The sequence below is a fragment of the Nonomuraea sp. NPDC050022 genome, from assembly GCF_044460705.1.
Classification (GTDB): domain Bacteria; phylum Actinomycetota; class Actinomycetes; order Streptosporangiales; family Streptosporangiaceae; genus Nonomuraea.
Genome location: NZ_JBITKE010000001.1, coordinates 1,169,698 through 1,196,340, shown reverse-complemented (window position 1 = coordinate 1,196,340; position 26,643 = coordinate 1,169,698). Strand labels below are relative to the sequence as shown.

19 protein-coding genes are annotated in these 26,643 nt (G+C 70.2%); 9 read left to right on the top strand and 10 right to left on the bottom strand.

Going from position 1 to position 26,643, the window contains the following annotated elements; translation table 11 throughout:
• Nucleotides 1–4: 4 nt before the first annotated feature.
• The 4 genes from ACIBO2_RS05165 to thrC all read right to left on the bottom strand — a co-directional run bounded on the left by ACIBO2_RS05165 (nucleotide 5) and on the right by thrC (nucleotide 6,644).
• The gene (locus tag ACIBO2_RS05165) at nucleotides 5–1,216 is read right to left on the bottom strand and encodes a sensor domain-containing protein (protein ID WP_358537163.1); all 1,212 of its coding nucleotides are present in this window, start codon (nucleotides 1,214–1,216) and stop codon (nucleotides 5–7) included.
• A 650-nt stretch (nucleotides 1,217–1,866) separates the two neighbouring features.
• Nucleotides 1,867–3,981 carry a transcription termination factor Rho gene (rho, locus tag ACIBO2_RS05160; protein WP_358537161.1) on the bottom strand — a complete coding sequence of 705 codons (2,115 nt, stop codon included), beginning with the start codon at nucleotides 3,979–3,981 and terminating at the stop codon, nucleotides 1,867–1,869.
• Between the two features lie 456 nt (nucleotides 3,982–4,437).
• Nucleotides 4,438–5,409, bottom strand: a complete 972-nt coding sequence (locus ACIBO2_RS05155) for a homoserine kinase (protein ID WP_358537159.1) — start codon at nucleotides 5,407–5,409, stop codon at nucleotides 4,438–4,440.
• A 176-nt stretch (nucleotides 5,410–5,585) separates the two neighbouring features.
• Complete coding sequence (gene thrC, locus ACIBO2_RS05150; protein WP_358537157.1) at nucleotides 5,586–6,644, bottom strand: threonine synthase; 1,059 nt, start codon at nucleotides 6,642–6,644, stop codon at nucleotides 5,586–5,588.
• A 158-nt stretch (nucleotides 6,645–6,802) separates the two neighbouring features.
• On the opposite strand from thrC, the gene ACIBO2_RS05145 reads away from it, so the two are divergent.
• Nucleotides 6,803–8,317, top strand: a complete 1,515-nt coding sequence (locus ACIBO2_RS05145; protein WP_397295483.1) for a glycosyltransferase — start codon at nucleotides 6,803–6,805, stop codon at nucleotides 8,315–8,317.
• A 55-nt stretch (nucleotides 8,318–8,372) separates the two neighbouring features.
• Here the strand turns inward: ACIBO2_RS05145 and ACIBO2_RS05140 are convergent, their stop codons facing one another.
• Complete coding sequence (locus ACIBO2_RS05140; protein ID WP_358537152.1) at nucleotides 8,373–10,022, bottom strand: glycosyltransferase; 1,650 nt, start codon at nucleotides 10,020–10,022, stop codon at nucleotides 8,373–8,375.
• Nucleotides 10,019–11,128, bottom strand: coding sequence for a glycosyltransferase family 2 protein (locus tag ACIBO2_RS05135; RefSeq protein ID WP_397295481.1), 1,110 nt, complete (start codon nucleotides 11,126–11,128; stop codon nucleotides 10,019–10,021). Before ACIBO2_RS05135 ends, ACIBO2_RS05140 begins: the two co-directional genes overlap by 4 nt.
• A 236-nt stretch (nucleotides 11,129–11,364) precedes the next feature.
• On the opposite strand from ACIBO2_RS05135, the gene ACIBO2_RS05130 reads away from it, so the two are divergent.
• The 5 genes from ACIBO2_RS05130 to ACIBO2_RS05110 all read left to right on the top strand — a co-directional run bounded on the left by ACIBO2_RS05130 (nucleotide 11,365) and on the right by ACIBO2_RS05110 (nucleotide 17,355).
• Entirely contained in the window at nucleotides 11,365–11,802 is a 438-nt protein-coding gene (locus tag ACIBO2_RS05130) for a hypothetical protein (protein WP_397295479.1), read from the top strand.
• On the top strand, nucleotides 11,799–13,295 hold the full coding sequence (locus ACIBO2_RS05125; protein WP_397295477.1) for a glycosyltransferase: 1,497 nt from the start codon (nucleotides 11,799–11,801) through the stop codon (nucleotides 13,293–13,295). Before ACIBO2_RS05130 ends, ACIBO2_RS05125 begins: the two co-directional genes overlap by 4 nt.
• On the top strand, nucleotides 13,292–15,250 hold the full coding sequence (locus tag ACIBO2_RS05120) for a glycosyltransferase (RefSeq protein ID WP_397295475.1): 1,959 nt from the start codon (nucleotides 13,292–13,294) through the stop codon (nucleotides 15,248–15,250). Before ACIBO2_RS05125 ends, ACIBO2_RS05120 begins: the two co-directional genes overlap by 4 nt.
• Nucleotides 15,247–16,917, top strand: coding sequence for a glycosyltransferase (locus tag ACIBO2_RS05115; RefSeq protein ID WP_358537140.1), 1,671 nt, complete (start codon nucleotides 15,247–15,249; stop codon nucleotides 16,915–16,917). Before ACIBO2_RS05120 ends, ACIBO2_RS05115 begins: the two co-directional genes overlap by 4 nt.
• 222 nt (nucleotides 16,918–17,139) lie before the next feature.
• Nucleotides 17,140–17,355 (top strand): hypothetical protein, encoded by a 216-nt coding sequence (locus tag ACIBO2_RS05110; RefSeq protein ID WP_358537137.1) that lies wholly within the window; start codon nucleotides 17,140–17,142, stop codon nucleotides 17,353–17,355.
• A gap of 209 nt (nucleotides 17,356–17,564) precedes the next feature.
• On the opposite strand, the gene ACIBO2_RS05105 is transcribed toward ACIBO2_RS05110, so the two are convergent.
• Entirely contained in the window at nucleotides 17,565–17,960 is a 396-nt protein-coding gene (locus tag ACIBO2_RS05105; RefSeq protein WP_358537134.1) for a RidA family protein, read from the bottom strand.
• A gap of 126 nt (nucleotides 17,961–18,086) precedes the next feature.
• On the opposite strand from ACIBO2_RS05105, the gene ACIBO2_RS05100 reads away from it, so the two are divergent.
• A complete protein-coding gene (locus ACIBO2_RS05100) occupies nucleotides 18,087–19,061 on the top strand; it encodes a helix-turn-helix transcriptional regulator (RefSeq protein WP_397295472.1) in 975 nt (324 codons plus the stop codon).
• A 100-nt stretch (nucleotides 19,062–19,161) separates the two neighbouring features.
• Nucleotides 19,162–21,411, top strand: coding sequence for a hypothetical protein (locus tag ACIBO2_RS05095; protein WP_397295470.1), 2,250 nt, complete (start codon nucleotides 19,162–19,164; stop codon nucleotides 21,409–21,411).
• Nucleotides 21,412–21,558: 147 nt separating this feature from the next.
• Here ACIBO2_RS05095 and ACIBO2_RS05090 read toward each other — a convergent pair whose 3' ends face one another.
• Nucleotides 21,559–21,996 (bottom strand): nitroreductase family deazaflavin-dependent oxidoreductase, encoded by a 438-nt coding sequence (locus ACIBO2_RS05090; RefSeq protein WP_358537124.1) that lies wholly within the window; start codon nucleotides 21,994–21,996, stop codon nucleotides 21,559–21,561.
• Nucleotides 21,997–22,076: 80 nt separating this feature from the next.
• On the opposite strand from ACIBO2_RS05090, the gene ACIBO2_RS05085 reads away from it, so the two are divergent.
• On the top strand, nucleotides 22,077–25,445 hold the full coding sequence (locus tag ACIBO2_RS05085; protein ID WP_397295467.1) for a WD40 repeat domain-containing serine/threonine-protein kinase: 3,369 nt from the start codon (nucleotides 22,077–22,079) through the stop codon (nucleotides 25,443–25,445).
• Here the strand turns inward: ACIBO2_RS05085 and ACIBO2_RS05080 are convergent.
• Together ACIBO2_RS05080 and ACIBO2_RS05075 are read right to left on the bottom strand one after the other, a co-directional pair.
• Nucleotides 25,442–25,654, bottom strand: a complete 213-nt coding sequence (locus ACIBO2_RS05080) for a DUF397 domain-containing protein (protein WP_357942597.1) — start codon at nucleotides 25,652–25,654, stop codon at nucleotides 25,442–25,444. The two genes, ACIBO2_RS05085 and ACIBO2_RS05080, sit on opposite strands and share 4 nt — an antisense overlap.
• Nucleotides 25,645–26,466 (bottom strand): helix-turn-helix transcriptional regulator, encoded by an 822-nt coding sequence (locus tag ACIBO2_RS05075; protein WP_358537119.1) that lies wholly within the window; start codon nucleotides 26,464–26,466, stop codon nucleotides 25,645–25,647. The genes ACIBO2_RS05080 and ACIBO2_RS05075 overlap by 10 nt, the downstream gene beginning before the upstream one ends.
• Between the last annotated feature and the right edge of the window lie 177 nt (nucleotides 26,467–26,643).

Here is a 26,643-nt window from a genome sequence, read left to right as displayed (position 1 = left end):
ATGCCTACCACTCGCAGGGCAACTCCGCGCGCACGAGGGTGGGACCGCCGACGGGGCTGTGCAGGATGAGCACCCCGTCTATGGTGGCCGCCCGGTCGGCTAACCCCGCCAGGCCGCCGCCCGCGCTGACCAGGGCGCCGCCGATGCCGTTGTCCCACACGTCGACGATCACCTGCCGGTTTTCCTTGGCCACCCGTACGGACGCCTCGGTGGCGGCCGAGTGTTTGGCCATGTTGGCCAGGGCCTCGGCCACGATGAAGTAGGCGATGCTCTCCACGGCCGGGGGCGGCCGCTCGTCGGCCGTGCCGAGCTCGACCGCCACGTCCACGTGCACCGGCGCCCGCGCGGCCAGCCCGGACAGCGCCGCGTCGAGCCCCCGATCGCTCAGGATGGCCGGATGGATGCCCCTGGCCAGGTCGCGTAGCTCGGCTATCGCGGCCTTCGTGCCACTGTGCGCCTGGGCGATCAGCAGCCTGGCCTCTTCGGGGGCGTGGTCGAGCTTGGCCTGCGCCCGTCCGAGGTCCACCGCTACGGACAGCAGCCGTTGCTGGGCGCCGTCGTGCAGGTCGCGTTCGATCCTGCGGCGCTCCGCCTCGGCCGCGTCGATGCCCCTGGCCCTGCTGGCCCGCAGTCGCTCCTCCTCGCTCCCGCTGAGCAGCACCACGGCCAGCGTGCCGTGCAGCCAGGCCATCCCGCGTACGGCATAGGCGGTCACGGCCAGCATGCAGAAGCCCAAGATCGTACCGAGCACCGCCCCCGGCCAGCTGTCGAGGGCCAGGGCGTCGTTGAATCGCAGCACCTCACCCTGCGCGTGCCAGAAGGGCGCGGTGATCAGCGTGAGGGTCCCCACCCATGACAGAGCGGACACCACGAACTCCACCAGGCTCAGCGGAAACAGCAGTAACAGATAGCCGAGGTCCTTCCAGGTGGCCGGATCCTTGAACAACCACCCCACGTGGGCGCCGATCCCCCGCTCGGGCCGGGCGCGGTAGGGATCGGCGATCCGTACGCCCAGCGCGGCCCACAGCACCCGGCGCTCCAGCATCGCCGCTCCGCGCCACGTGAACATGGTCAGCAGCACCAGCGGGATGCCCACCCACAGGACCACCAGCATGAGGGAGAACGGCACCGCCACGGCCAGCACGGCGAACCAGCCGACCCCGAAGGCCAGACTGACCAGCATGTAGGGCACGGCCCGCCACGTGGCCGGATCCACCACAACGCCAATGGGCCCCCGGGGCCCCAACGGCACGCGCTCCCTCAACGGCACAGCAACCATGCCATCAAGGGTGCCCGTCCAACGGGCCGCTGAGAATGTGGCGGACTTCCGTCCTCAGGTGGGGTTATCCCCAGTGGCCGATCTCACCGCCTCGTCACAACAGGCTGCCCCCTGCTGCGGATCGGCGGCTGTGCCCGTGCGATGGCTCCCCGGGTGCCCCGTCACACGACCGCCTCGATCCCTGTGACGGTCCATGGGTGGCTGGGGTCCTTCGCAGGGATATCCCCTCCGGGGGGAAGAAAGAAGGCGGTCCGTCGTGGCTGGGGTCCCTAACGAGGGATGCCCCTCAGGGGGAGGGAGCGAAGACGACCCGTCGCGGCCGGGGGCCCTAACCAGAGACACCCCTCCGGTCCGGGAGAGGAGAAGAACGACCCGTCATCGCCGGAACCCCTACGAAGGGACACCCGCCTCCGGCCGAGCAGACGAAGACGGCCCGTCCTCGCAGGCCGCCCCTGGTGGAGGCAGCGGCCGTGTCCCCAGAGGCCCCCAGACCCCCCTGAGGCCCGTGACGCATGCCGTACCAAAGAAAGAAGGCCGTACAAAGAGAAAGGGGCGGCAGAGAGAACTCTGCCGCCCTTTCACCAGCGTCAGTCGCGGTCGTTGCTCACCGTGGTCTTCTGGACCTGCAGGAGGAACTCGGCGTTGGACTTGGTCTCCTTCATCTTCTCCAGGAGCAGCTCCAGCGCCTGCTGCATGTCGAGCGCGTGGAGCACCCGGCGCAGCTTCCAGACGATCTGGAGCTCGTCCTTGGCCATGAGGATCTCTTCCTTACGGGTGCTGGACGCGTCGACGTCCACCGCGGGGAAGATGCGCTTGTCGGCCAGGGAGCGGCTGAGCTTGAGCTCCATGTTGCCGGTGCCCTTGAACTCCTCGAAGATGACCTCGTCCATCTTGGACCCGGTCTCGACCAGGGCCGTGGCGAGGATCGTCAGCGAGCCGCCGTTCTCGATGTTGCGGGCGGCGCCGAAGAAGCGCTTGGGCGGGTAGAGCGCGGTCGAGTCGACACCACCCGACAGGATGCGCCCGCTCGCGGGAGCCGCGAGGTTGTAGGCGCGCCCGAGGCGGGTGATCGAGTCGAGCAGCACGACCACGTCGTGGCCCAGCTCCACCAGGCGCTTGGCCCGCTCGATGGCGAGCTCGGCGACCGTGGTGTGGTCCTCGGCGGGACGGTCGAAGGTCGAGTGGATGACCTCGCCCTTGACCGACCGCTGCATGTCGGTGACCTCTTCAGGCCGCTCGTCCACCAGCACGACCATCAGGTGGCACTCGGTGTTGTTGCGGGTGATCGCGTTGGCGATCGCCTGGAGGACCATCGTCTTACCGGCCTTGGGCGGCGAGACGATGAGGCCGCGCTGGCCCTTGCCGATCGGCGAGACGAGGTCGATGATCCGCGTGGTGAGGATGTTCGGCTCGGTCTCGAGGCGCAGGCGGTCCTGCGGGTAGAGCGGCGTGAGCTTGTTGAAGTCGGGCCGGTTGCGGGCCTGCTCCGGGTCCATGCCGTTGACGGTGTCGAGGCGGACCAGGGCGTTGAACTTCTCGCGGCGCTCGCCGTCGCGCGGCTGCCGGACGGCGCCGGTGATGACGTCGCCCTTGCGCAGGCCGTTGCGGCGGATCTGGGCGAGCGAGACGTAGACGTCGTTGCTGCCGGGCAGGTAGCCGCTCGTCCTGACGAACGCGTAGTTGTCGAGGATGTCGAGGATGCCGGCGATCGGGATGAGCACGTCGTCGTCGCCGATCACGGGCTCGTTGCTCTCGAAGCGCTCACGGCCACGGCCGCGGTTGCGCTCCCTGAACCGGCCCCGCCTGCCACGACCGCCGCGGTCGTCGTCGTCGCCGGCACCGCGCGGATCGTTGCGCGAGTCGCCCCGCTGATCGTTGCGGGAGTCGCCGCGCTGGTCACCGCGCTGGTCGTTGCCGCCACGCGGGTCGGCGCCGCGGCCGCCGTCGGCGACGCGCTCACGCTGGTCCACGCGACCGCCGTCACGACCGCCGTCACGGCCACCATCACGACCGCTGTCACGGTTGTCACGGCCATCGCGGCTGTCACGAACATCACGGCTGTCGCGGCTGTCGCGAACATCACGGCCGTCGCGGCTGTCGCGACCGTCACGAACATCGCGGCCGCCCTCACCGCGGTCGTTGCCGGAACGGTCGCTGCCGCCACGGTCACCACGCTCACGGCGCTCGCCTCTGGTGCGCCGCTCACGGCGGCTCTCACCACGGTCGCCACGCGGGTCGAGCTGGGTGTCGGCGGGCTGTGCCTGCTCCACGACCGGCTCGGCCGGGGCGGCGGCGGCCACGGGCTCGGGGGCCGCGGCCACCGGCTCGGGAGCCTGCGCGACGGGCTCTTCAACGGTCTTGGGGCGGGAACGTTCCCGGCGTGCCCTGGTGGGCCGCTCCGCGGCGGGCGCCGCGTCGGCGGCGGCCGGGGCCTCGGCTACGGCAGCGGGCGCGCCTTCTCCGGTGCCGCCACCCTGCTTCTCCTGGATGGCCGCGATGAGCTGGCTCTTCCGCATGCGCCCGGTGCCGCTGATGCCCAGCTCAGCGGCCATTTTCTGCAGCTCGGGCAGCACCTTGGCGGACAGGCCGGTGCCGGAGCGACGCGCACGGGGCTTGGCCGCGGCGCGGGTGGGGGTGTCGCCGGACGCGGGCTGCGCAGGTGAGCCTGGTGCGTCGGAGAGGAGTTCGGTGGTGTCGCTCAACTAAAGGTCCTTCCCAGGGGTCGGGCGCCGGTTTTGTTCTGCCGGGCGTCCCGGAGGTGCTTGCGATCCGGCGGGACAGACCGGGTCGGGGTGCACGTTGCGATCTTCGGCCGCCGCTGGGGACGACCGCCACTCTTGGGGAGAGGCACGTCCAAGCGGCCACAGGACAGTGACGCGTGGATGACACCCCTCAGATTGCTGTCGCCAGCCAGATGTCGAGGTGATTCGAACGCGCAGACCCCCGTCGTCGCCGCCTCACGTTGGGCCAACCGGGTGTGGGCCAACCGGAGGCAACGGATTCCGGGGAGACAGCCGCGCCGCACACGCCTCGCGACGTGCAGCATTATGCAGCGATGTGTGGCTGACAAGCACGCACCCACCAAGGGGGCATCTGGTGCGGCTATCAGCCTAACATCACCAGCGCACACGGCTATTCCCTGAAGGTCTAAAGAGGCATCAGCGTGTCTCGGGGAACTGAACGTTCGCACCAACCGGGTCGACGTCCATAAGCTGGATGTGCCAGTCATTACCCACTTCTGGCGCGATCAAATCCTGCGAATCCGATGTCGAAAACGCAAGAACTGTGGGACCTGCTCCCGAAACGACCGCAGGCACGCCCACTGCACGGAGACGTTCTACCAGATCCGCACTGGCCCGCATCGCAGGCGCACGGTATTTCTGGTGAAGTCGGTCTTCGGTGGCGGCGAGCAGCAGCCCGCGCTCCGGCCGCTGAGTCAGCGCCGCGATCAGCAGCGCAGACCTGCCGGCGTTGAAAGAGGCGTCCTTGTGGGGCACGTCCTTCGGCAACAACCCCCGTGCGGTCTCCGTGGCCAGACGCGTCGCCGGAACGAACACGACAGGCCGGATGCGCACATCCGGGAGCAGTTTCACCATACGCGGTGATCCGGAGTGGTCGGTCCACGCAATCGTCAAGCCTCCGGCCAGGCATGGCGCGACATTGTCCGGATGCCCTTCCATCTCGGTGGCCAGGGCGAACACCTCGTCGTCGGAAAGGCCGTATCCGTCGGGGAATCCGGCCGCGCGCGGCCCCCCGTCGCCGGTTTCCGCACGCGTGGATTCGCCGGGCCGGGCCAGCGCTCGGGCGGCCAGGATGCCCGCGCAGATCGCGGCCGAGGACGAACCCAGGCCGCGGGCGTGCGGGATGCGGTTGAGGCAGTGCAGCCGGATGCCCTCTGGCTGGGCGGCCCCCATGCGGTCGAACGTCCTGCGCATGGCCTTGACGACCAGGTGTCCTTCGCCGAGGTCGAGCTCGCCTTCGCCCTGTCCTTCGATGGTGACGTGGACGCCCCGCTCGCCGGTCAGCGTGGCCCGGACCTCGTCGTACAGGCCCAAGGCCAGGCCCAGGGTGTCGAAGCCGGGGCCCAGGTTCGCCGACGTGGCAGGCACACGGATGTCAACGGTGCTCATTCGCCTGATCTTTCCCCCGCCGCCTTCAGCGGCGACGGGCCTGTTTTCCGTACGGCAAAGCATCCGTGCGGCAAAGCTTCCCGTACGGCAACGCTTCTGTATGGCAAAGCATCCGTATGGCAAGTAGAGCGCGGGCCACGGCATGCGCCCCGCACGCAGTACGAGCCCCGGCGCTTCTAGCCCAGGTTGAGGGCGGCCGCGGCGGCGTGGACGTCGATGGGGATGGTGACCGGAGCCGGCGCGCCGGCGATCGCCCAGTCAGGGTCCTTGAGGCCGTTGCCCGTGACCGTGCAGACGATGCGCTGCCCGGGCTCGATGAGCCCGCGCGCGTGCGCCTGAAGGAGACCGGCGACGCTGGCCGCCGAGGCGAGCTCGACGAAGACGCCCTCCTCCTGGGCCAGCAGTTTGTACGCGGCCGCGATCTGCCGGTCCGTGACCGACTCGATGGCGCCCCCGGACTCGTCGCGCGCCGCCGTGGCAAGCTGCCAGGAGGCGGGATTTCCGATGCGGATGGCCGTGGCGATCGTGTGCGGATGGGCGACGGGCCCGCCGTTGACGATGGGAGCCGCGCCGCTGGCCTGGAAGCCGAACATGCGCGGCGCCTTGGTGGCGATCCCGTCGGCGGCGTATTCGCGGTAGCCCATCCAGTAGGCCGAGATGTTGCCCGCGTTGCCCACCGGGATGCAGTGGATGTCGGGCGCGTCGCCGAGCGTGTCGACGATCTCGAAGGCGGCCGTCTTCTGGCCCTGCAGCCGGAACGGGTTGACCGAGTTGACCAGCGCGATCGGATAGCTGGACGACAGCTTGCGGGTCATCTCCAGGCAGTCGTCGAACGAGCCCTCGACCTGGAGCAGCGTGGCCCCGTGGACGAGCGCCTGGGCCAGCTTGCCCATCGCGATCTTGCCGCGTGGCACCAGCACGGCGCAGGTGAGCCCGGCGCGTACGGCGTAGGCGGCGGCCGAGGCCGAGGTGTTGCCGGTGGAGGCGCAGATGACCGCCTTGGCCCCCTCTTCGACGGCCTTGCTGATGGCCATCGTCATGCCACGGTCTTTGAAGCTGCCCGTCGGGTTGGCGCCCTCCACCTTGAGGTAGACGTCACACCCGGTCAGCGCGGAGACGCGGTGCGCGGGCACCAGCGGCGTGCCGCCCTCCAGCAGCGTGATGACGGGCGTCTTCGTGGTGACCGGAAGGCGCTCTCGGTACTCCTCGATGAGGCCACGCCACGACCTGCTCATATTGACTCCCTACCTGCGGTCTTGGGCACCGAGTGTACGGGGTCCCGGCGGTGTTCACGGAGTCGAGTCCCGGGCCGCCGAGCCTCAGCCGCAACAACCCATATTTCAGGAAATTCTCAGCATCTCCCGGTAAGGTCCCCGGCAGGGGGGTCACCACCATGAACGCGCGTCCTGCCATGACGCAGAACGACTATTCTCCGCTGTCGCCGCCAGAGCTCGGCACCTGGTCACCGGCCCTGTCCGTGAGCGTGGTGATACCCGCGCACGGCGGGCCCCATCTGGAGCTGACGCTGGCCGCGCTGGCCGCTCAGACGTACCCGGACCACCTCATGGAGGTCCTGGTCGTGGACGACGGCAGCGAGCCACCGATCCGGCTGCCGGAGATCCGGCCGGTCAACACCCGGATCGTCCCGGTGAAGACCGGCTGGGGCATCTCGAACGCCGTCAACACCGGCGCCAAGGCCGCCGACGGCGAGATCATCCAGCGCCTCGACGCCGACATGGTGGCCTGCCGCGAGCACATCGAGGCCCTGGCCCGCTGGCACCACGTGACCGACTATCTGGTCACGATCGGGATGAAGCGCTTCATCGAGGTGCCGACGATCACCGCCGAGCAGGTCTTCCGGGCGGGACACCTGGGAGACGTGTTCGACCTGGCGTCGGGCGTGTCGAGCTCCACCGAGGCGACGATCGCCAAGACCGACGGGCTCCGCAAGAGCCGCAATCCCTACCACGTGTGCACGGGACCGACCTTCGCCCTTCCCCGTGAGGTCTTCCACGCCGTGGGCGGTCTCGATCCGAACGTCGTACGCGGTGAGGACACCGAGTTCGCCTACCGGCTGGCCATGCACGGCGTCGTGTTCATCCCGGACATGGAAGCGCAGGCCGTACACCTCGGGCTGCCCGCTCAGCACCGTGACAGGGATCGCGCCGTGCGGGCCGTCGAGCCGTACCTGGCGCACCGGGTTCCGCTCCGCCGCGACCTGCGCAAGGATCAGGGCCGCCGCTGGCTCGTGCCGTACGTGGAGATCGTCCTGGACGTCACGGACACCTCGGAAGCGGTGGTCCGGCAGGCGGTGGCGGCGGCGCTCGACGGCAAGCTTCAGGACGTCGTGGTGACGCTGGTGGGCCCGTGGGCGCGACTGCACGACGGGCGGCGGGCCGTGCTCAGCGACCCGCTCTTCGAGATGCGGCTGATGCGCGACCTGTTCGCCCACGACGAGCGGATCCGGCTGATCGACGAGGCGGCCCCGACACCGGCGCCCGCGCCGTTCCGCTACCGGGGCCCGATCGACGTGCCGCTGCACAAGGCGACGCTGGAACGGATGATCGAGACGGTGCAGAAGGACCTGACGGGCGTGCTCGTCGTGGACCTGCCCGACGGCCGCGCGGCCCGCCTCGAACGCACCTCGGCCCTGGGCCGCGCCCTGCTGCTCGCCGCGCCGGGCGACGATCTCGACGAGATCATCCAGACCACGCACGGCGTACGGCACGAGGACCCGGACCGCTACTGGCCCCCGGCCCCGCAGCCGAAACCCACAGCCGAGAAGACCACGGCTCCGAAGACGGCGCCACAGAAGCCCGCCGCGCCGCTACCGCCGATCGTCACGGTTCCCGTCACCGAGGAACGGACCCTCCTGGGCCGCCTCAAGTCCGCGCTCCGGCCCAGCTGAGCACGCGGCCTCTCGCCCCAAGCCCGGCCAGCCGCGCTGCCTCTCCCCGAGGACGCTAGCCGCGCAGCCGCTTGCCCAGGGCGCGCTTGACCGTGGTGGCCAGCAGGACTTTCATGCTCTGCTGAGCGCGGTTGGCGGCGGCCAACTGGCGCCGCAGCGTGCTGACGTCGCGCCGCAGCTCCACCGCGCTCTTGCGCCAGCGCCCCGCCTCGTCGCGCCACTTGGTCACCTGCGCGCGCAGCCGTTCGGCCTCCTTGGTCAGCCGCGCCACGTCGGCCTCCGCCTTGAGCCTGGCCCGGTAGGCGCTGCGGCGGCCGAGCAGCTCCGCCGCCTCCTCGGCGAACCCGTACGTCTCGCCCTCCACCCAAGCGACGCCCGCCACGTCGTCCACCGCGTCGTCGAGCTCCTCCTCAGGGCGCAGGACGATCCGCGCACGGGCGAAGGAGGAGGCTCGCTCCAGCCGGGCGGCCACGACGCCGTCCTTGGACTCGTGGAGCAGGACGTTCACCAGTCCCAGCCCTTCGCCGCGGGCCAGGTCGAGCAGCCTGGCCAGGCTGTCCTCCCCCGGCACCCAGCCGGCGGGCAGCCGCAGCACGTACGGCACGCCCGGGTCGACCTCGCCGGAGACCGCGAGCCGTACCCGGCCCTCGTGCAGGTAGTGGCCGTGGACCAGCACCAGGTCGAGGTCGGGGTCCTTCAGCGGGGCCCGGCGCTCGCGCCCGAGGGAGTCCCAGGGACCGACCACGACGACGGACAGGTCCAGCATGGTGCCCGCGAGCAGGGCGTCGACCGTGGCGCGGACCTGCTCGTAGCCGGCGGTGCCGTCGACGACGATCGCGACGTACGGGACCTTCCACTGGCGGGAGGGGTGCGAGCGGAGCCACCGGTAGGCGGGGATGCGGTCGGCGACGAACGCGTAGCTCACCCGGTCGATGGGCCGCTGGTCGCGCATGCGCATGGTCGGCCCGAGATGGTAGGCACGGGCCTTGGGCTCCGGTACGAACACCGCCCCGGCCTGGTAGAGCCGGTAGCCCATCTCCGTGTCCTGGCCGAGGATCAGCTCGTCGTCCATCGTCCCGGCGGCGGCGACCAGCCGGGCGTTGACCGAGGTCGCACCGCCGACGTGCAGGCTGAAGGGGCGCTGGGTGTTGTCGGTGAGGCCGTTCGTCCGCTCGATGAGGTCGACGATCCAGGCGTGCGGCTCGGCCGGCTCGAAGGCCTTCTCCAGGTCGTCGGGCAGCTCGGCGGGAAGCGGCGCGTCGGTGAACCTGATGTAGCTGGTCACGGCCAGATAGGGCGCGGCATGGTGCCAGCGCATGTGCGCCTCGATCGAGCCGGGAGTGAGCACGACGTCGGAGTCGAGCCAGTGGATCACGTCGCCGGTGGCCTCGGCGAGCCCGGCGTTGCGCGCGCCGGCCCGGCCCGGGTCGTGGCAGACGATCAGCCGGGTGCCTTCGGGGCGTTCGGCCGGCAGCCGCAGGGGCGGGGAACTGCCGTTGTCGACGACGATGACCTCGATCAGCCCGGCGGGGTAGGTCTGCCGGGCGAGCCCGGCCAGGGCCAGGTCGAGCTTGTCCTGGCCGCCGTACGCGGGCACGACCACGCTGACCCGCAGCGTCGGCGTGTAGCTCTCCGGCGGTTCGAGCATCCGGTAGTCGTTGCCGCGAACCCTCGTGCCGCTTCCAGGAGCAGGTTCGGCCCTCATGCCGCTTCCAGGAGCAGGCTCGGGCGGAAGCCGCGCCACTGGTTCGTGGCGACCTTCAGGAAGTGGGCGAGCGGGAGTTGCCAGGTGTGCTGGTCGCTCAGCGTGCGCCGGAGCATGTAGCCGAGGCCGTGGGTGCGGTAGATGCCGGCCCCGGCCGCCTGGGCGGCCTTGAGGAAGTCTCTGTCCACCGCCCGCGGCTGAGCCGGAAATCCCCCCAGGTCCTGAAATATCGTTCTTGAGGCGAGAATCGTGCCGCCGGCCACATGATCGCTGGAGACCTCGCTCGGATAAGCGGCGCCGCTGGCGAACGTGGTGCGTCTGATCGTGGCGTGCAACGGTTCCAGGTAAAAGAATTCGGCCGTCGTGCCCACGATGTCGGCCCCCGAATAGGACGCCGCCATGATCAGGTCGGCGAGGTGGTCGGGACCGTACCAATCGTCGTCGTCCCACTTGGCCACGTAGTCACCGGCCGCCAGGGCCGCGGCCTCGTTCAGCACCTCGCCGAACTGCGTCGTGGCCGGGGCCTCGACCCAGCTCACGGGCAGGGGACAGCTCTCGACCGCCTGCCGTACCTGCTCGAAGGGGACGCCGTGCAGGCCCAGCAGTACCTCGATGTCGGTGTCGCGCTGCCGGGCCATCTGCGCGAGCGCCCCGGCGACCAGCGCCGGGCGCCTGGTGGACATGACCACGCTGATCCGCGGCGTACGCGAGGGCGGCAGGCGGTGGGTCAGGCGGCGCAGCCGGACGCTGTGCTCCTCGCGGCGTAAGTCGGCCAGCGACCTGGGGCCGGTCCCGGTGTGAGCGAGCCAGTCGCGGTCCGTGAGCAGCGCCGCCAGCTCTGGGGGGACCCACGCGGGGGCGTCGTCGGCGGTCAGCGGCACGCCCGCCGCCGCCAGCCGGACCAGCCCGGCGAGTGGCACCTCGTGATCGGGCCACTCGATCTCCAGGCCGCGCAGCGGACGCAGGGAGGGCACGTCGGGCTCATGGCCGTCGACGGCCCATCCGGTGAAGGCCCCGGGCAGCTCGGCGGGGCGGCCCTCACTCCAATGCAGGCGGGCGAGCCCCTTCTCCGGGGTACGCGCGAAGCCGCAGGGGGTGACGGACATGGTGCTCCTCGACCGACGGGGACTCAGTCGGCGCCTACCTTACGCCGGTCTGACACCATCTGAGATGTTGAGTTCACCCTAGGGGTTGATGCCGGTGCAGACGGCGATCTGGCTGAACTAGCAGGATCCTCCCAGTTTTTGTCCAGGAAGCTATGGCACGGTAGTGGCGAATGTTTATTAAGGTGTCAATATCCCATTGCCACCAGATACGTCATGACTACGAAAGGTATGCGCGGATGTTCTCGCCCCGCCGCCTGGCAGCGACCGCCGCAATCCTCGGAGTTCTGGGCGTCGCCGTGCTCGTGCTGCTCGTCCTCACCGATCTGCTCACGCTCGGCGCCGCCGCCGCTTCGGGGGCGTTCGCCGTCACGCTGGCCGGGCTCGCCGTGCTCGTGCTGACCGTACGACGCCTCGACGGCAAGGCCCAGCGCATCGACCTGCGAGCCAAGAAGCACGAGGCCGAGCTGGCCAAGACCGCCACCGCGCTCAAGCGCGTCGAGGGGCGGCTGGACCGCCTGACCGAGGCCATCGAGCAGTCGGCGACGCGGCGCGAGGAGGACCTCGGCGCGATCCTGGCCTCGCTGGGCGAGGACCGGGTCAACGCCATGACGCGGGCGCGAGAGGTGGAGGAGCTGCGCGAGGAAGTCCGCGCGCTGGCCAAGGATCCGGTATGACGCGGATCAGGCACAACGACTGGGGCACGCTGGATCCGCCGGCCATCGGCGCCTGGCAGCCCGCGCTGACCGTCTCCGTGGTGATCCCCGCCTACAACTGCGCCACGGCACTCGCCCGGACCGTGGCCGCGCTGGCGGAGCAGACCTATCCGGCCCGATTGGTCGAGGTCGTCGTCGCCGACGACGGCAGCGAGCCGCCCATCGAGCTGCCCGGCGTCCGGGTCGTCCGGGTGAGCGAGAGCTGGGGACGCGGCGCGGCCAGGGAGACCGGCCGGCTGGCCGCCACCGGCGACGTGATCCACTGGCTAGACGCGGACATGGTCCTGGCTCCTGACCACCTGGAAGCGCACATGCGCTGGCACCACCTCATCGACCACGCCGTCGTGATCGGCGACACCCGGTTCGTGGCGGCGCTGGGCGAAGAGGGCACCCGGACCGAGTACACCCGCGCGACCCTGGAGTCCACCAGGATGCTCAAGGACGCGGGTTCGAGCGCGTACCTGCTGCACACCGGCGCCTCCTCCTCCGTACGCGCCGACCTGCTGCGCGACGCGGGCGGCGTCGACCGGACCCTGAACATGGCCGAGGACACCGAGCTGGGCTACCGGCTGGCGCAGGCCGGGGCGGTGTTCATCCCCGACGAGCAGGCGCGCGCCTGGCATGTCGGGCAGTCCACCGTGATGCGCCGCGAGAAGGACGTACACCGGCACAACTGGTCGTTCCTCGGCGATCTGATCCCCGATCTGCGCTGGCTGCGCGGCCATCCGCGACGCCGCTGGCTCGTGCCGTACATCCAGGTCGTCGTGGCGGCGACCGGCTACGAGGAGACGCGCGCGGGCGTGGACTCCGCGCTGGCGGGCACGATCGCCGACACGGCCGTGGCGATCGTCGGCCCCTGGGACAAGCTGACGGACGAGCGCCGCGACAGCCTCGACGACCCACTGCTCGACCTGCGCCTCATCCACAACCTCTACCGGAACGAGCCGCGCGTCACGTTCGTGACGGCCGCCCCCGACTCGGCCGCGCCCTCCCCCTTCCTGCTCACGCTCCCGTCCGGCTGGGTGCTGGGCGCCGACACGCTGTCCCGGCTCGTACGGCTGGCGGAACAGGACACCCTGGGACTCGTCTGCGCCGCGCTCGCCGAGGCCGAGACCGGCGTCGTGACCGCCAGGCTGGAGCGCACCGCGGCCTTCTCCCGCGCGGCCCTGTTCCATGGGGGGACCGACGACCTGGTGGACGAGATGTTCGGGTCGGTCTGGGTGAGCGGGGCCGAGTACGGCTTCGCCACGGAGGACCAGGCCGAGCCGCTGGCCGGAGACCCCGCCAAGTGGCGGGCGCTGGCCGGCAAGCGGCAGAACGAGGTGAAGGAGCTGCGCGCCGAGATCGACCGGCTGGCGGCCGAGGTGGACCGGCTGTCGGCCGACCCCGCCCCCGACACCGCCGCCACCGGACCGCTGACCTCGCTCATCAGGCACCTGCGGAGCGCCGGATGATCCGCGAGCTGCTGGCCGAGATGCCCAAGGCGCGCATCTTCCTGGCCGGGGTCGAGCACGACGTCACCGCCGTGGACCTGGACCGGGACCTGCTGGAGCCGTCGGTGGACACGGAACGGGTGCACGAGGTGCTCGTGCTCGCCCGTACCCCCGCCGACCTGCGCCGGGCCGCCACGCTGCACAAGCTGCTGCCGGAGGCCCGGCGGGTGGTCGTGGCCGTACTCGACACGCCCGCCTCCCATCCGGCCCCCGTGCCCACCCCGACGCCCGCGCACCGCTGGCGCTCGCTCACGGATCTGCGGGTCTACCAGCCGAAGGACCGGGTGTGGGTGGTGGACGCGCGGTTCTCGGCGCCCACACCCGCCGGCCGTACGGTGACGGCGACGGCTCGGGCGTTCGCCGGGCACCGGCTCGACGTCATCACGGCGCCCGCGGCGGCGATCGCGGGCGTCGGCGCGGCCGCCTGGCGTCCCGGGGACCCGAACGCGACGCCCGCCGAGGTGACCGGGCCGGTGCCGGAACGGGTCGGCGCCCCGGGCAGCGACGTCGTGCTCCGCACAGTCGACGCTTCCGAAACACTCGCCACACTCGCGGCTGCCGGAACAGCTTCTGGAACGGCTTCCGGATCATCGTCCGGATCCGAGGTGGGCGCGGACGACACGGCCGTGGCCGACTGGTCCGGGTCGCAGACGCCGATCGAGCGGCCGACCGCACGGTCCGCGAGCTGGGAACGGCTCGGCCGTCCCGGCGGCGCCGGACTGTCCCTGGCCGACCCCGACGTGCTCGGTCAGCCGTCCATGATCCCCCCGGTCGACGAACGGCTGGTGAATCCGCAGGGCTTCGTCACCACCCCGTCCCGCGGCCTGGCCTCCCTGGTGGAGCGCGACGGCCGCTGGTCGGTCGTGCTCGACGGGAAGATGGTGACGGCGTTCGCCGAGTCGGGCGGCGTCACGGACGCCGACGTGGGCAGGCTCAGGCAGCTGCGCGGCGTGGAGATCGACTGGCACCACGCCCACAGCGGCCCCCTCGCCGCCGTCCGCGTGCTCACGGGCCTGGCCGCGGCCGGCGTGCCACTGATCGCGGACACGGTGCCGCGGTGGGCGGGCGCACTCGGCGACGAGCTCGCCCGGCTGCTGATGTCCGATCCCGACCTCTCCGACGAGCTCCGCCGCGAGGAGCACAGCATCCGGCTCCGCCGCGAGGCGCTGCGCACCCACGGCGTCGCGGCCCGTTGGGAGCAGCTCGGCGCCCCCGCCCCCGCTCCCCCGCTGACCTCGGTACTGCTGGCCACCCGGCGCACCGACATGGTCGGCTTCGCGCTCGACCAGGTCGTCCGGCAGCGCGACGCCCAGCTCGAAGTGATCCTCGCCCTGCACGGCGTGCCCCAGGGCCATCCGGACGTGGCCGCCGCCATCGCCGCCTTCGACGGCCCGCTGACCGTCCTGGAGGCCGACCACCAGGCGGTGTTCGGCCAGGTGCTCAACGACGCGGCCGCGCGGGCCTCGGGCTCGTTCCTGCTGAAGATGGACGACGACGACTGGTACGGCCCCGACTTCCTGGCCGACCTGCTGCTCGCGCACTCCTACTCGGGAGCCCAGGTGGTGGGCACCGTGCCGGAATTCGTCTACCTGTCGTCGATCGACGTCACCGTGCACCGCAAGCAGATCACCGAGCAGATCACCAGCTTCGTCGCGGGCGGCACGATCCTGGTGGAGCGCTCGGCGTTCCAGGCGGTGGGCGGTTTCCGGCCGCTGCGCCGCTCGGTCGACACCCAGTTCCAGGAGGCGCTGCAGGCGGCCGGCGGGCAGATCTACCGTACGCACGGGCTCGGCTACATCCTGCGCCGCGGCCCCGCCGCCAACCACACCTGGCAGGAGCCGATCGGCACGTTCCTGCAGCGCAACAGGAACCAGTGGCGCGGCTTCCACCCCAGCCTTCTCATGGAACTACCGTGACTCCTCGTATCCGCCGCAACGACTACGGGGTCCTCACTCCGCCCCTCCTCGGCCAGTGGACGCCCGAGCTGACCGTCACCGTCGTCATCCCGGCCCACGACCGCCAGGAGACCCTCGACCTCACCCTGGCCGCGCTGTCGGCGCAGAGCTATCCGGCCGAGCTCATGGACGTCATCGTCGTGGACGACGGCAGCGCGGTGCCGGTGCGCCTACCGGACCTCGTCCCGGCGCGTACCCGCCTCATCACCAGCCCGCCCGGCGGCTGGGGCCGGGCCTGGGCCGTCCAGACCGGCGTCGACGCCGCCACCGGCGAGATCGTCTTCGTGCTGGACGCCGACATGGTGCCCCATCGCCACCACGTCGAGGCCCAGCTGCGCTGGCACCACCTGGCCCCGTACCTGGTCGTGCTGGGCTGGATCGACTTCACCGCCGGCGACGTGCTGCCCACCCCCGGCGAGGTGCGCCAGGCGCTGGAGGACGGGCACGAGGACAAGCTGTTCCCCCTCTCCCCGCACCGCCATGACTGGGCCGAGAAGATCATTCTCGACCACGACGGCCTGCGCACCGCCCCGAACTCCCTGGCCACCCGCATCCACGTCGGCGCCACCGCCTCCTACCCCGCCGCGCTGCTGCGCTCGATCGGCGGGCTGGACACCTCCCTGGTGCTGGCGGAGGACACGGAACTCGGCTACCGGCTCACGCAGGCGGGCGCCGTGTACGTACCGGACCCGGACTCGCGCGTGTGGCACATCGGGCTGCCGACGGCCATGCGTGATTTCCTGTCGTTGAAGCGGTACAACGACCCTTACGTGGCGGACCGCGTACCGTACCGGCGCTATCTACGCACGGACCCGGGCCGGCAGTGGCTCGTCCCGTACGTGGACGCGGTCGTCCCCGCGGCGGGCTACGAGGACGTCCGCGCGACGGTCGACGCCCTGCTGGCCGGCTCGCTGCCGGACGTCGCGATCACCATCACCGGCCCCTGGTCCGCGCTGGGCGACGGCCGCCGTTCCCCGCTCCGCGACCCCGACCTGGACCTCCGCCTCATCCACGCCACTTTCGAACACGACCCCCGGGTACGGCTGGCCTCGGACCCTTCTGGCGTCGTGTCACCGTTCCGCCTCCTCATGCCGCCCGGCTGGGTCCCGGCTCGCGACGCCCTTGAGCGTCTGGTCGGCCACCTGGAAGAGCACGACGGCGGCGCCCTGTGCGTCGCCCTCGACGAAACCGACCAGGGCGTCACCGTGGCCAGACTCGAACGCACCGCCGCCCTCTCCCGCGCCGCCCTGGTGGCCCGCCCCGGCGAACACCTGGACACCGTCCTGGACGAGGTCTTCGGCCTGGAATGGGTGGACGGCGACACCTGGGGCTTCACCCGCCGCCCCCCGATCTACCCACCCCGCCGCCGCCCCGTCCCCGAACTGGACCGCGTCACGGCCCAGTACGAGAAGGAACTCACCCGCCTGCGCAAGCGCACCACCCTCATGCAGGCCGAACTCGCTCAACTCCGCAGGGAGGCGGGCAAGGGCCGCAGGGACGCGGAACGGTGGCGCGAGAAGGCCGAGTCGTGGCGCCGCGAGGCGGTCCGCCTGTCCCGCGTCCAGGACCGCACGGTACTCAAACGCGCCGTCAAGCGAGTCCGCAACCTGGCCTTTCCCGACAGCTAACCCCCTAACTGCATGGCCTTCTCTAATGGGGGGCGCTTCGCGCCTTTGGAGCTCAGACTGTGTCTATTGGGGCTGCGCCCCAAACCCCATCGAGGGGCTGCCGCCCCTCGAGCTCCCCGCCCCCTGGGCCGGATCGGATGGACGGCGAAATAACCGAAGTCCGAGGCCTGACAAGCTACGTTGAGGAGCACACGCGAGTTGTCGACCATGAAAGGAGCGGCCATGAGCGTGGTCCTGTTGCCAGGCGACGTCTTGCGCGTTCCTACCGTCGACACACTGCCCGACGGGGCCAAAGTGCACGGCACTCGCGATCTGCAGCCGGGCGACCCAGGCTACGAGATGTGGCTGCCGTGGGCGGAACCCGAAGAGGAGCAGCGGGGAGAAGACCCCGACGACGCGGCGATTCTCGCGCGTTGGCGCGACGCGGCCAGCGCCTAACCAGCCACGTGCAGGCTTGCTAGCGCAGCGGCTCTGCTCACAACATCGAGTTCGGCCTGTTGGTTACCACTTCGTGCCAGCTACGCGTATGCCTAGGCGTAGGCGATGCCTCATCGCCCGCCGCACTCTCCGGCTAGGGCCGATGCCGGTTCCCACCTGCCTGCTACCCGTGCCGCCTCCGGCAGCCTGCCGGAGGCGGCGAGGTCGCATCACGCGACGGCGGTCCCCTCAAGTTCGATCATCAGACTGGGGATCGCCAGCCGTGTCACCCCGAGCATCGTGGTGGACGGTGCCACCCCGGCGGCGCCCAACCGTGACGCCAGCACGCCATAGTGCTGGAAAAGCAGATCGACGTCGGTGGTGTAGACGTTGAGCCGGACGAGGTTCGCGAGCGACATGCCGGCCTCGCCGAGCACGGCCTCCAGGTTGTCGAGGGTCAGCGCCAACTGCGCCGCCATGTCACCGTCATGCTGGGGCTTGCCGTCATCGCTCATCGCGGTCTGTCCGGAGCAGTAGAGGGTCCGGGTGTGCCCGGAGACGATCTCCCCCTGGTTGTAGCCCATCTCCACCGACCACGCCCACGGGTTGACGGCTGTTCGCTCCATTGCCATATCAGCTCCATTCGATTCGTCGAGATCATGTGCGTCGATCGGCTCGGTAGCCGCTCGCGCTTGATGAGCCTCCCAACAAATCACGACATCCTGTGTCGTGTATTTCGCTAAAGTTCTTGTATGCGCGCCGACCGGTTGGTCTCGCTGGTGCTGCTGCTGCGCCAGCACGGTCGGCTGTCCGCGGCCGCGCTTGCCCGCGAGCTGGAGGTATCCACCCGTACTGTGCTGCGCGACATTGAGGCGCTGTCCGCGGCCGGTGTCCCGGTCTACGCCGAACGCGGCCGGCACGGCGGTTTCGCGTTGTTGCCCGGCTTCCGTACCGAGCTCACCGGTCTGAACCCTGATGAGGCCCTTGCCCTGCTGGTCGCCGGATCGCGGCGCGGCGCGCAGGCGTTCGGCCTCGGCTCGGCGCTCGCTTCGGCGATGCTCAAGGTGGTGGACGCGCTGCCCGAAAGCTACCGGGACACCGCGGCCGGCGCGGCCGAGCGCTTGCTCATCGACCCGGAGACCGACCTGCTCTCGCGTCGGCTGGTCGCTGAGGAGGTGCCTGACGCCATAGCGGCCGAGGTCCTGCGCGCGGTGTTCGCCGGACACAAGCTGCGGATCCACTACGCGGCCATGGACCAGAGCCCGGAGTGGCGCACGGTGGACCCGATCGGCCTGGTGACCATACGCGACCGGGGCTATTTGCTGGCCACGAGGTCTGGCGCGGACCGTACGTACCGGCTGTCCCGGATCTTGGCCGCCGAGGAACTCGCCGAACCCGCACAGCGACCCGACCGGGTCGACCTGGACCGGGCCTGGCAGGAACGCAGCACCCGGTTTCGGGCCGGCGGCGACCAAGTCACCGTGCTGGTACGGATGAACCCGGCGCGGCGGGAGGAGTTGCTGGGCACCGCGCTGGCCGTCCGTGCCGAAGAGGCCGACCCAGATGGCTGGCTGCGGCTGGAAGTGACCTTCCAAGACGCGAGACACGCCGAATGGGCGCTGTGGCAGCTCAGCACGAGCGCGGAAGCCCTGGCCCCACAGTGGTTGCGCACCTCCCTGCGCAACCGGGCCACCGCGATCGCCACCCGCTACGAAGTCTCCTCCTGAGAGCTGTCGCCTTCCGCGGGCCCGATCACTCGGCCTGAGACAGGCGTACACCGCCGGCTCCGCCCATGCCCGCCGGGGTCGCGCTCAATAGGCTGATCACATGCTTGATGAGGCAACCTTATTCCGGGCCTGTGCGACCGGTCAGGTCCTTCGGGCGCAGGACGGCGAGGAGTTCGTCGTCCAGGGCCGTCTGCTGCGTGAGCTGTGCCGGCGGGGCAGCGCGGACATCGACCCGCGCGGGTTGGCCATCGAGGGGGCGAGGATCGCCGGCGACCTCGACCTGAGCGGCATGCAGGTGCCCTATCCCCTGCGCTTCGTGAACTGCGTGTTCGACCGTCCGCTCGCCCTGGACGGCGCCGAGTTGCACCTGCTGGTGCTGGACGGCTGCGCGGTGCCCGGCATTCTCGCCAACGGGCTGTGCGTACGCCGTGACCTGGATCTGTCCAGGTCACGGATCAGCGGCGGCCTGTGGACCTCGGCCAGTACCTCCTGCAGCGCGGCGGTGTGGCTGTGCGAGTCGGAGATCGGCGGTCGCCTGATCTGCTTGGACACCGTCATAGACGCCGACATGCGGGCCGTACAGGCCGACCGGATGCGGGTCGGCGGGACGATCCGGTTGTTGCACGGCTTCGAGGCGCGCGGCGGGATGCGGCTCCTCGGCGTCGAGCTGGCGGGCTCGCTGGACCTGACCGGCGCCCGGCTGACCCGGCCGGACCGCGGACTGGCCCTGGATCTGGGCGACGCCCAGATAGGCGGCAGCGTCTTCCTCATCGACGACCAGACAGGCCGCCGTCCCCTGATCGACGGCCGCCTCACCATGAGCAACGCCAGGGTCGCCGGGAAGTTCCTCATCCGCAACGCCGACTTCGAACCCAGCGAAACGGTCACAGGTGCGGGCTACTCCAGCCAGCGCGACGGCGGGACCTCGATCAGCGCGCCGGGCCTTTTCGTGGGCGGAGATCTCAGCGTCGAAGGCGAATGCCGGTTCGGCGGCGGCGTGGATCTGTCCATGGGGTCCTTCAGCACCATCCAGATCCGCAAGGGGTGCGAGTTCGCCGTCGCCGGCGGGCGCGCCGTCGACCTGACGAACGCCGAGCTGCGGTCAAGTCTCGTCTTCGAAGAGGGAGTGGCGGTCCAGGGCATGCTGAAGCTGTCTGGGGCCCACATCAAGGGATCCCTCATCCTCCGGGGAACCCGGTGGAGTGGGCCAGAGAACGGCTCGCTCATCTCAGCGGGGGGCGTGGTCGTCGACAGTGCGGTGGACCTGCGGGACGTGGAGACCACGGGTGGCAGGCTGCTGTTCCGCTCGGCGACGGTCGGCGGCATCGTGGACGCCCACCGCGCGCGGCTGCACAACCCCGAGGGGGAGGCGCTCTCGCTCCAGCGGGTGGTGGTCAGAGGGTCGATACAGCTCACCGGCGGGTTCACCGCCGACGGCCGCGTGTCGCTGAACCGGTGCGTCGTGGAAGGGCGGCTCGACTGCGCCGACGGCACCTTCACCGAAGGGATCGAGGCGGTGTCGGCCACGGTCCGCGGCGGCATTCACCTGCGTTGGAGGGACGTCCCAAAGTCGATGGACCTGACGGGCGCGGTCACTACTGTGCTCGCCGACGACCCGGCCAGGTGGCCGCGGCATTCGGCGATCGCCGGATTCGTGTACGACCGGTTCGACGGCCCCTGGGACTGGCGGACGCGTCGCGACTGGCTGCGCGCCATGGTCCCGTTCGACGCGGGACCGTACGAGCAGGCGGCCAGGGTGTTCCGCCAGCACGGCCATCCCGCCGAGGCCGAGCGCCTGCTCATCGAGCAGCGCAAGCAGGCCAGGAAGGAGCAGCCACCAGGCGGCCGCTCACCACGCCGCCGGCTCCGCGACCTGCGGGATCTTCTGTATGGGGTCACCGTCGGCTACGGCTACCGTCCGGGCCGTACCTTGTGGTTGCTGGGCGCCCTGCTCGCCCTGGTCGGCGTCATGATGCTGACTCCCGCGGTCCAGCAGACGCTGCGCGCCACAGACCCCCGTGGCAATGTGTACGCGGTCGACGGCCGCCTGGTCACCGTGAGCGGGACGTCGGCGGCGACGGCGACGGACGGCACCGCGACGCCGGCCCGGCTCGCCGCACGGCCCGGACCGTGCGGCGACGGGCAGGTACGCTGCTTCGATCCCGTGTTCTACACGGTGGACACCGTCATCCCGCTCCTCTCACTGGGCCAGCGCGCCACCTGGTACCCCGAGACGCGCAGCTCAGCCGGCGCCCTCACCTTTACGCTCCTGAACCTGGCCAGCATGCTGGGCTGGCTCCTGTCGACCGTCGTCGTCCTGTCCTTCGCCCGACTTGCCCGACCGGCGTAGCTCCCCGACGCGCCGGCCACCTGGAACGGCCCCTTTCATGGAGCCAAGCCGCGCCGGTGGTGGCTACGCTGGAGGTACACGAAGTTGGTTACGGCCAACTGGGCGGCCCCGCAAGGGGCCGCATTTTTATCCGACGCCTCAAGTCACCTATCTACGCTCCAGGATCACCAAGGGGATCTCTCGCTCGGCTTTCCCCTGATAGGTGTCGTAGAGCGGGAACACCGACGCCATGATCCGCCACAACGACGACCTTTCGGCACCGGTGACAGTGCGGGCTCGGGCGGGGAACACATCCGCGAGCACCTGCACCGTCACCTCGGGGTCGGCGACCAGGTTGAGATACCACGCCGGATGGCTGTCCGACCCGCCATTGGACGCCGCCAGCAGGTAACGGTCACCGTCCCGGCCGTAGATCAAGGCCGTGCGGCGCAGTTTGCCGGATTTCCGGCCGCGCGTGCTGAGCAGCAGCGTCGGCCATTCCTGGTACATGTGGCCGTCCCGGCCGTCCGTCTCCACGTATCGGCGGATGTGGTCGGCCACCCAGCCGGTCGGGCTGTCGAGCACTTCTTCGCTGTTTTCCGTCATAGCGGACAGGCTTCTCCCTGAACTGGGGTTTAAGTCAAGCCCCCCGCAACCATCTGGTCGGACCGGTAGTCCAACCGGGCATGGGAAGCACGTTGCTCGACGGGGATCCGCAGCGCCTCGGCGACTATTGGCTGGCCGCGCGGATCGGGGCGGGCGGGCAGGGCGTGGTCTACGAGGCCTACGATCCGGCGGGGGCCAGGGTCGCGGTCAAGGTGCTTCACGGTGACCCGGCCAACCAGGCTGCGCTGCGTGGTCGCATGGCCAAGGAGGCGGTCGCGACGCAGCGGGTGGCCTCGTTCTGTACGGCCAAGGTGCTCGGAGTCCATCTCGACGGGCCCAGGCCGTACATCGTCAGCGAGTACGTCGAAGGCCCGAGCCTGCGGAAGGCCGGGCGGGTGTTCCGGGGCGACGACCTGCACCGGCTGGCCACGGCGATCGCCACCGCGCTGACCGCCATCCATGACGCGGGCGTCGTACACCGTGACCTCAAACCCGACAACGTGCTGCTCGGCCCCGACGGGCCCCGGGTGATCGACTTCGGGGTGGCCCGCACGCTGGAGATGTCGCTCACCGCCTCGGGAGTGGTGGCGGGCACGCCCAATTACATGGCGCCGGAGGTGTTCTCGGGACAGCGGGCGGGGACGGCCGCGGACGTGTTCGCCTGGGGCGCGGTCATCCTGTACGCCGCCACCGGCGAGGACCCGTTCACCGCGGAGGCCCTGGGCGCGGTCATGCACCGCGTACTCTCCCACGAACCCGACCTGGACGCGCTGCCCGACTCGCTGCGCCACCTGGTACGCGCGGCGCTGGCCAAGGAACCGGCCAGCCGTCCCACCGCGCGCGAACTGCTGCTCGGCCTAGTCAACGGCGACGGCAACCTCGACACCTCGCGGCTGCTCGCCTTGGGCGCCGGCGACGGCCGGCGGGTTGGGATCACCGCCGACGGCGAGCAGGTCGGGGCCGCCGCCGACGACCCCGCGCTCGGCGTCATCGCCGAGGACGCCTACACCGCGCTCTCCCCCGCCGACAAGGAGCTGGTCCCCGAGCTGTTCCTGCGGCTGGTCACGGTGACGGCCAAGGATGAGCTGGCGCTGCGCGAACTACGCAGGTCCGAGCTCCCCGACGACATCGAGCGGGTGCTGGACGCGTTCACGTACCTGGTCTCGAAAGGGGATCCGGTACGGCTGCTGCGTCCGGCCCTCCCCCTGGCCTGGCCCCGGCTGCGCACCTGGATCGCCACGAACCGGGACGGCCTGGTCATGCACCGCCAGATCTGGACGGCCGCCGAACGCTGGCAGGAGCACGGACGCCGGGACGCCGACCTGTTCCACGGCAGCTCGCTGGACGACGCGCTGCGCTGGGCCGCGGCCGAGCGCCGGAACATCACCCTCACCCCCGGCGAACGGGACTTCCTCTCGGCGGCCGCCGCGCTCACCAGACGCCGGTCCCGCAGAACCAGGCTCCTGTCCATCTGCCTGGCCGTGCTCCTGGCACTGGCCCTGGTGGCGGGCGGTCTGGCCGTACGGCAGAGCGTCCTGCTCGCCGAGCAGCGCGACACGGCCGAGTCCGCGCGGCTGGCCGGAGTGGCCGACACCGTGAGAGGCGCGAACCCTGTGCTGGGCATGCTGCTCAGCGCCACGGCCGCGCGCCTGTCCCCCACGGCCGAGGCCCGGTCGAGCCTGTTCGCCTCGGTCGCCGACCAGGGCCGCGCCGCCTTTCGCGACCCGGACACCGGCCCCGACGTGGTCCGCGCCCTCAGCGCCGACGGCCGGTCGCTGATCAGCGTCAGCCCCGACGAGGTCAGGGTGTGGGATGTGTCATCCGGCAGGCGGACAGGCGGCTTCAGCGGGCTCGGCATGGCCAGTGCGCCCCTGCGCAAGGCCGCGGTCAGCGAGGACGGGCGACTGCTGGCCGTCGGCGACAGCAAGAGCGTCAGGCTCTGGGACCTGGCCAGCGGCAAGCCCATGGGCCTGCACGAGCCCGCCTCCGATATGGGCGACCTGGAGCTCAGCTTCAGCGGCGGCCTCCTCATCATCGACTGGGGGCAGGGGAAGACCGTCTACAACCCGCGTACCGGAAAGACGACCATGCTGCCCGCGCTCGCCAGGGCCGCGATCCACCCGGGCGGCGACTACGCCGTGGCCGGAAGCCAGCGCTGGGCGCTCCCGTCCGGCAAGGAACAGCCCGGATTTCCCGGCATCTGCTCCGACTGTCTCCCCTTCTCGGCGTTCAGCCGCGACGGACGGCTGCTCGCCGTCGGCGGCAACACCGGCCTGACCGTCTTTGACACCCGTACCCGCAAGGAGATCACCGCGATCACGGACTGGGACAGCATGGCGGTGCCGGTGTTCAGCCCGGACGGCAAGGTGCTCGCGGGGATCGGCTCGACGATCAGGCTCTATCATCTGAACGCCGACGAGCCGCTGATGCTCGAACGCGCCATAGTGGACCCGGTGTCCGCGGTCGCCTTCGGTCCGACCGGGCTGCGCTACCTGAGCGAGGACACGGTCGTCACGCTCCAGCCGTACTTCGCCGGGAAAGAGGCCCTGGACGAGATGCAGTTCAGCGTCGATGGCAAGCTCCTCGCCACCCACACGCTGGACTCCACCAAGATCACGCTGAACGGTAGGGGCTTCGAGGCAGGGGCGTTCCAGAGCTACGACGCCGACCTCTCCTTCAGCCGGGACGGCGGACGGCTGGCGATCAAACGCAGCGACGACGTCACCGTCTGGGACACCGCCACCCGGCGCGAACTGGCGAAGGTCCCGACGCCCGCCGGTTCGGACGGTGCGGTGCCGGCTCCGGCCGGGCTCTGGACAGCCGACGAGAAGACCTTCACGCTCTGGCAGGTCCCCGGCGGCCGGCGCCTCAAGCAGGTGGCCAGGCCACGCCTGCTCGGCTGGACGGTCGCCGCCGACGGGCGTCTCATCGGCCTGGACGCGAGCCTGCTGCGCCTGGTCGACCTGGAGTCCGGGCGGGCGTTCGGACCGAGGCTCCTGTTCTCCGGCACGGCGGAGGAGGTCTGGTTCAGCGCCGATCTGAAGCTGGTCGCGGCGAACTTCGCCGGCAAGGTAGGCATCTGGGACACGAGCACGGGCGCGCAGGTCGGCGACTGGTTGCGGGTAGGCCAGGCGGCGTGGACCGCCGCGTTCTCCCCCGACGACCAACTGTTCGCATTCGCCTCCCAGCAGAAGTCGCTGACCGTCTGGGACGTACGGCTGGGCCGACGGACCGGGCCCGAGATCCAGCTTCCGGACGACGCACGATCGATCGCCTTCTCCGCCGACTCCGCCGAACTTGTGGCCATGGGCAGGGCGGGCCGTCTGACCAGGCTTCCAGTGGCGATCGAACCCTTGATGAAGGCGGTGTGCGCACGGGCCGGAAGATCATTGACCGAGGCCGAATGGACCCGCTATCTGCCCGACCAGCCGTTTAGAAAGGTCTGCTAAAAGTCGAATTCGCCGTTTCGCCAGCCCTTGCCGAAGGCTGCCCAGACTGAGCCGCTGACGACCCACGGCTCCAGGTCGGGACGCTCGGTGTCCCGCATCGCGACCCGCCCACCGCTCAACGGAGCGACCTCGATGCAGTTTCCGCCGTTGTCACCGGAGAATGAGGATTTGCGCCAGGCCGCAGTCCTCAGTTCTTCGTTCAGCTCCATGCTGTCACCAGTCTCTCTTTGATCACCTTGAGCGACACATGCTGCGGAAGCGCCTCCGCGCATATCGCGTCGTATCTAACACTCAGCGCGGCGACCTCGTCAGGTGCGTCCCGCACTTGGCCTTGTCCAGCCGACTCAAGATAGGCAGCCTCCGGCATTCCGTTGACTTTCGCCAGCATGAACCCACCGAGGAGGCCAGTGGTGGACAGGGCGGAGTAGGGAAGCACTTGAATGGTGATTCGCGTGCTTTCAGCCAATACGATGAGATGTTCGAACTGGAGGCGAGTCACCGTCTCGCCTCCAACTGGACGGTACAGGATTCCTTCATCCAGAACAGCCCAAAACATCGGCGGCTTCGAGCGCGCGAGGATGGCTTGCCGCTCCATTCGAGCCGCTAGCGCCTCTTCTACCTGCTCGGGGGTTGTACCTGGCTTGCCGGTGAAAATGGCGCGCGCGTAATCGGTGGTCTGAAGCAGCCCTGGGACGATGAGCGGCTCCCATGTCCGCAAGGTCGTGGCGCCCTGCTCGATCTCCAGCCACGGGCGGAACCATTTGGGGCTTCGCTCCCGGCTTATGCTCGGCCAGCGGGCGAGAAGTTCGCCGGACAGGCCCAGCGCCTCCTCGCAACGCTCGGTGAAGTCCTTGCTCGGGTTTCTGGCGGCCCGCTCGACGCTACCGACGAGGCTCGGACTGAAACCGACCCTGTTCGCGAGTTGATCGATGGTCAGCCCTTTGTCGATACGGAATTTCCGCAGCTCGTATCCGAACCAAGCCAGCGGCCCAGCGTCCGGGTCGAATTCACCAACGCTCACCAAGCACCTCCGCCGTTCTGTCGCCACGAAACCACACAGGACGACACACACATCTTGTGCCCAATCTGTGCGGTGATTGTCCCGCCGATCACTCACTTAACGTAGCCGTTCGCTGGCACCGTGAGAGGTGACTTTCGAGAGACATCCGCGTGAATTGAGGCTGGCTCATACGCCAGA